This is a genomic window from Bradyrhizobium sp. STM 3843, from assembly GCF_000239815.1.
Classification (GTDB): Bacteria; Pseudomonadota; Alphaproteobacteria; order Rhizobiales; family Xanthobacteraceae; genus Bradyrhizobium.
In genome coordinates this window covers 1-4,098 of record NZ_CAFK01000195.1, presented here as the reverse complement: position 1 = coordinate 4,098, position 4,098 = coordinate 1, and the positions used below count along the sequence as shown (strand labels likewise).

The following is a 4,098-nucleotide window of genomic DNA, read 5'->3' as shown; positions in this document are numbered from 1 at the left end:
ACGATCTCGCCAATGCGTTGGGAGCCGATCAACTCGACCAGCTCACGACGCAAAGCGGCATGTCGCGCGACGATCTGCTCAACGGGCTCAGCCAATATCTGCCGAAGGTGGTCGATCATCTCACGCCGGAGGGGCGGCTGCCGACCGAAAACGAGGTGTCAGGGCGGATCTAGAGTGGTCGAGTGAACCTGTTCAGGGAGGACGCGGGTCCATGATATATGTCATCATCGTCGGGTTCATCGCCGGGATGATCGCGCGATTTCTATCGCCCGGCCCGAACAACCCGTCTGGCTTCATCCTGACCACCGTGCTCGGCATTCTCGGCGCGTTCCTCGCCACCGCCATCGGACAGGCGATCGGGCATTATGGTCCTGATCAGGGCGCGGGCTTCATCACCGCGACGATCGGCGCCGTGGTCGTCCTGTTCATCTGGAACAGGCTGGTCGCAAGCGGGATGATCCGGGATTTCAACCGCTGACGTTGTTGCCGTCATTCCCGGGCAGCGCGCAGCGTTGGGCCCGGAATATCGAGATTCCGGGTTCGATGCTCCGGACAAAAGCCCAGCTATCTTGTCGCGACGCATCGCCCGGGAATGACAGCCTAACTAACTGATCAGATGCATGCCTGCATCCATGCGCACGACCTCGCCGGTCATGTGGCCGGAGGCGGGGCTCGCCAGGAACGCGACCAGCTGCGCGATATCCGCCGCCGTTGACGCGACCTTGAGCGGCACCCGCGCCACCACGGTGTCGCGCACCTGTTTCGCCTGCGCTTCGCCACGGCCCTTGGTGAACCAGGGCGTATCGATATAGCCGGGGCAGACGGTATTGACGCGGATGGCAGGCGCAAGCGCGCGGGACAGCGACAGAGTCATGGTGTTGAGCGCGCCCTTGCTCGCCGCATAGGCGATCGACGAGCCGATGCCGCTGATGCCGGCGACCGAGGAGACATTGACCACCGCAGCGGGGCGCCCCGACGCTTTCGCGGATGCTTCCAGCAATGAGCGCGCGGCGCGCACCATCTGATACGGGCCGATGGTGTTGACCGCATAGATGCGCTGGAAGTCCTCGGCCGAAAGGCCGTCGAGCTGATCATGCGGCACATGCTTGGTGGTGCCCGCATTGTTGACCAGGGCATCCAGCCTGCCCCAGGGCGCGGCCGCGGCGACAATCTTTTTGCAATCCTCGTCGCGCGAAACATCGCCCTGCGCCACCACGACCTCGGCGCCCTGCTTGCGGCAAAGCTCCGCCGTCGCTTCCGCCTCGCTCTTGCTGTTGGAGTAGTTGATGACGATGCGAGCGCCGGCCTTGGCCAGAAGCAGCGCGGTGGCAGCTCCCAGTCCCGACGCCGAGCCCGTCACGATCGCGCACAGACCATCCTGCGCCATGCCGCATCCTCCCTTGTTGATCTCAGGTCCTTCTTAGCCAACTTCTTCGGGGCTGCAAATTCAGATGATCTCCGCCCTGCGGAAATAGCTTTTGCCCATGCCATTACCGGACATCGCCCTGCTGGCCGCGATGCTTGTCAGGACGCGGGGTTTTCCCCATCATGGCGCCAAACAAGCGGCGCCGCCTGCGCGCTGCAATGGGCGGGGAACGCTGTGGCGGAAGCTGATCACGAGGCTGAGAATATCGTCGTCGCGACGGCCGAGAAGATTTTCGCCGATCTCGCGAACCCGCAAACCATCAATCACGACAAGGACGGTCGCTGGCAGGCGCCGCTTTGGCAGGCACTGAGCGATGCCGGCCTGCCGCTCGCGCTGGTGCCCGAACATCTCGGCGGCGCCGGCGCCGATCTTGCCGACGGTTTTGGCGTCCTCGCCGCGGCCGGGCGCTTTGCGCTGTCCGTGCCGCTCGCCGAGACCATGCTCGCCGGCTGGCTGCTTGCGCAAGCGGGGATCGCGCCGCCCGAGGGCGAGATGACGGTCGCGCCGGTGCGCCCGCAAGACGCGATCACCTTGCATGCTGATGGCACCTTGTCCGGCAGAGCCCGCGGCGTGCCGTTTGCAAGAGCGTCACGGCATATCGCCGTGCTCGTAAGCGGCGCGTCCGGCCTGTCGGTCGCGCTGGTCCCGACGGACAGGCTGCGGATCGATACCGGCCTCAACCTCGCCTTCGAAGGCAGCGACAGCGTCGTTTTCGACAAGGTCGAGCCGGCCCGCATCGCTGCCGTACCCGTCGGCTTCGACCAGACCTCGCTGATGCTCATGGGCGGCGTCGTGCGCAGCCTCCAGATCGCGGGCGCGTTGGACTCCCTGCTCGCGATCACAGTCAAATATGCCGGCGACCGCATCGCCTTCGAGAAGCCGATCGCGAAATTTCAGGCCGTGCAGCACAATCTCGCAAAGCTCGCCGGCGAATCCGCGGCGGCCCTGGCAGCGGCAACGTCGGCCGCCGACGCCCTGGCCAACGCCACAGCATTCGACGACGCGGTCTTCCTCGAAGCGACCTCGGCCAAGATCCGCTGCGGCGAAGCCGCCGAAAAGGGCGCGGCCATTGCGCACCAGGTGCATGGCGCGATCGGCTTCACCACCGAGCATATCCTGCACCGTTATTCACTGCGCGCACTCGCCTGGCGTGACGATTTCGGCTCGGAAAGTTACTGGGCGGTCGAGCTCGGCAAGCGCATCACTGCACGCGGCGCCGATGAACTCTGGCCACTGGTCGCCTCGCGCTGATCACTCGAAACGAGAGAGGAATTGCTCATGACCGCGCTCCGTTTCGATCCGATCCGTTTGCCACCCGAGTGCGAAGAACTGCGCAAGGAGGTGCGTGCCTTCCTTGCGGAGGAGATCGCCGCCGGCACGTTCAACCCGTTCAAGCCGCTGCGCGAGGATGCCGATGCGCGCGAGTTCTCCCGCAGGGTCGGCGCGCGCGGCTGGATCGGCATGACCTGGCCGAAACGATATGGCGGCCACGAGCGCTCGTTCCTGGAACGTTACGTCGTGACCGAGGAGATGCGCGTCGCCAACGCGCCGACGCGGCGCTTCTTCGTCGCCGACCGCCAGAGCGGACCGATCCTGCTGCGCTACGCGCCCGAGCGCATCAAGCAGGATATCCTGCCGCGCATCTGCCGCGGCGAATTATGCTTTGCGATCGGAATGAGCGAGCCGAACTCCGGCTCCGACCTGTTTGCCGCCAAAACCCGAGCGACCAAGACCGATGGCGGCTGGCTGATCAACGGGTCCAAGATCTGGACCACATCGGCGCACATGGCCGACTACATGATCGCGATCTTCCGCACCTCGCCGCCGACCAAGGAGAACCGGCGTCACGGCCTGACGCAGTTCTTGGTCGACATGAAGACGCCGGGGATCAAGGTGAATCCGATTCCGCAGATCACGGGCCAGAAAGAGTTCAACGAGGTCGTCTTCACCGATGCCTTTGTGCCCGACGATCACCAGCTCGGCGAGATCGACGGCGCCTGGAAGCAGGCGACGTCGGAGCTCGCTTACGAGCGGTCCGGCCCTGAGCGCTTCCTGGAAACCTATTATGTGCTCACCGAGCTGGTGCGCGCCGTCGGCAGCAATCCCGACACCCGCAGCGCCGAAGGCATCGGCCGCCTGGTCGCGCAGCTGCATACGATGCGGCGAATGTCGGTCTCGGTCGCCGGCATGCTGCAGGCCGGCAAGGAGCCGGTGGTGGAGGCCTCGATCGTCAAGGACATCGGCACGGTGTGGGAGCAGCAATTGCCGCACCGGGTGCGCGAGCTCGCAGCCTTCGTCGATGAGGACGCAGGAAATCGCGAGACGCTGGAGACTCAATTGACGTTCGCGATCCGCACCGCGCCGAAGCTGACGATCCAGGGCGGCACCACGGAGGTGCTCCGCGGCATCATCGCGCGCGGGCTGGGCTTGCGGTGAGTGAACGACACCGTGCTTACGATTGTCGAGTACCGGCGAAGAGCTCGCGAGTTGCGAGCCAGCGCTCAGGCGGCGTACTCAGTTCACCCTCTCCCCTTGTGGGAGAGGGTGCCGGAGATGCGAAGCGTCGAAGGCGGGTGAGGGGTTTCCATCCGCACGGATGACAATCGAGAAAACCCCTCACCCGTCTCGCCGCCGCGTTCCGCGTCGGCGATCCACCCTCTCCCACAAGGGGA

The 4,098-nt window shown here is 65.2% G+C and carries 5 protein-coding genes; 4 read left to right on the top strand and 1 reads right to left on the bottom strand.

The features are described 5' to 3' along the window. Both BRAS3843_RS42230 and BRAS3843_RS20680 read left to right on the top strand, forming a co-directional pair. The coding region (locus BRAS3843_RS42230) for a YidB family protein (RefSeq protein WP_139024934.1) at window positions 1-173 on the top strand (173 nt) is incomplete at its 5' end. Between the two features lie 38 nt (window positions 174-211). Then, entirely contained in the window at window positions 212-478 is a 267-nt protein-coding gene (locus BRAS3843_RS20680) for a GlsB/YeaQ/YmgE family stress response membrane protein (RefSeq protein ID WP_008970973.1), read from the top strand. A gap of 126 nt (window positions 479-604) precedes the next feature. Here the strand turns inward: BRAS3843_RS20680 and BRAS3843_RS20675 are convergent, their stop codons facing one another. Beyond that, entirely contained in the window at window positions 605-1,387 is a 783-nt protein-coding gene (locus BRAS3843_RS20675) for an SDR family oxidoreductase (RefSeq protein ID WP_008970972.1), read from the bottom strand. 213 nt (window positions 1,388-1,600) lie between these two features. On the opposite strand from BRAS3843_RS20675, the gene BRAS3843_RS20670 reads away from it, so the two are divergent. Continuing rightward, window positions 1,601-2,677, top strand: a complete 1,077-nt coding sequence (locus tag BRAS3843_RS20670; RefSeq protein ID WP_008970971.1) for an acyl-CoA dehydrogenase family protein — start codon at window positions 1,601-1,603, stop codon at window positions 2,675-2,677. 27 nt (window positions 2,678-2,704) lie between these two features. Next, window positions 2,705-3,862: an acyl-CoA dehydrogenase family protein gene (locus BRAS3843_RS20665; RefSeq protein WP_008970970.1), complete on the top strand. Its 1,158-nt coding sequence runs from the start codon at window positions 2,705-2,707 to the stop codon at window positions 3,860-3,862. Window positions 3,863-4,098 lie beyond the last annotated feature (236 nt).

Coding starts and splice junctions, on each gene's coding strand:
- BRAS3843_RS20680 (WP_008970973.1), top strand. CDS start 212: ATGATATATGTCATCATCGTCGGGTTCATCGCCGGGATGATCGCGCGA.
- BRAS3843_RS20675 (WP_008970972.1), bottom strand. CDS start 1,387: ATGGCGCAGGATGGTCTGTGCGCGATCGTGACGGGCTCGGCGTCGGGA.
- BRAS3843_RS20665 (WP_008970970.1), top strand. CDS start 2,705: ATGACCGCGCTCCGTTTCGATCCGATCCGTTTGCCACCCGAGTGCGAA.